The sequence below is a fragment of the Mesorhizobium sp. M7A.F.Ca.AU.002.02.1.1 genome (genome assembly GCF_003998535.1).
Classification (GTDB): Bacteria; Pseudomonadota; Alphaproteobacteria; order Rhizobiales; family Rhizobiaceae; genus Mesorhizobium; species Mesorhizobium ciceri.
The window spans coordinates 1-1,038 of record NZ_RZPB01001268.1 but is presented as its reverse complement, the minus strand read 5'-3'; the positions used below and the strand labels follow the sequence as shown (position 1 = coordinate 1,038).

At 68.0% G+C, this 1,038-nt stretch carries 1 protein-coding gene; it reads right to left on the bottom strand.

The genetic code is table 11. The features are described 5' to 3' along the window. Positions 1–1,023 (bottom strand): molybdopterin cofactor-binding domain-containing protein (locus EN879_RS37040; RefSeq protein WP_164774898.1); only part of this gene is annotated, 1,023 nt, incomplete at its 3' end. Positions 1,024–1,038 lie beyond the last annotated feature (15 nt).

Below are 1,038 nucleotides of genomic sequence, written 5' to 3'. Positions count from 1 at the left end.
GGCCGGGCTGGCATAGAGCGTGTGCGAGGCATCCGCCGCCGGTTCGAAGAAATCGTCGAACGTGCTCGACGCGGTCTTGGCGTGATGGTCGAGTGCCGTCAGCCGCCCTTCGCCATCCATGCCCATGCGCAGCGTCTGGCGCGTCGGCGCACGGTGGCCGACCGGCCCGTACATCTGCTCACGTCGCAGCACCAGCTTGACCGGACGGCCGACGAGACGCGCCGCCAGGATGCCGAGCACCTGCGGCCCGGAGATCATGCCTTTCGAACCGAAGCCGCCACCCAGGAACGGGCTGCGGATGTGGATGTTCTCCGGCGCGATGCCGAACAGGCCGGCGATGCGGCCCTGCGCCATGGCAAGGCCCTGGCTCGGTGTGTCGATCGACAGTGTGTCGCCTTCCCAGGCGACGACGATCGCATGCGGCTCCATGGCGTTGTGGTACTGGGCCGGCGTCTCGTAGGTGGCTTCGATCCGCGTCTTTGCGGATTTAAGGCCGACCTCGACATCGCCCTTGTGCTGCACGGCCGGACCGCCGACGCCGACAGCACGCGGCACGAAATTTTCGGCGCCGTCGAGGCCAACGCGCGCCGGCATCACTTCATAGCGCGGCGACAGCAGCGCCGCCCCCTCGGTCGCCGCCTCCAGCGTCTCGGCGATCACCACGGCGATGCTCTGATTGGGGTAGCGGACCTGGTCGTTCTGCAAGAGGTCGAGCCGGAACATGAAGGGATGGTCCTTGGCGTCCGGATCGGCAGCGAGCGCTGGCCGGTTCTTGGGCGTCATCACCTCGACCACGCCTCTGTATGCCTTGGCCGCCTCGACATCCAGCGCGGCGACGCGGCCGCGTGCGATGCTGCTGACCGCCAGCACGGCGTAGAGCATGCCGGGCGGATGGTTGTCGGCGGCATAGCGCGCGGCTCCGGTGACTTTCAGAAAGCCGTCGCGGCGGGTCAGCGGCTGGCCGATGCTAGAGCCTTGCCGGGCATGGGCGGGTTGCTGGTTGAGGCTGAGTTCAAGCGTCATGGCGCGCTCCAGGAA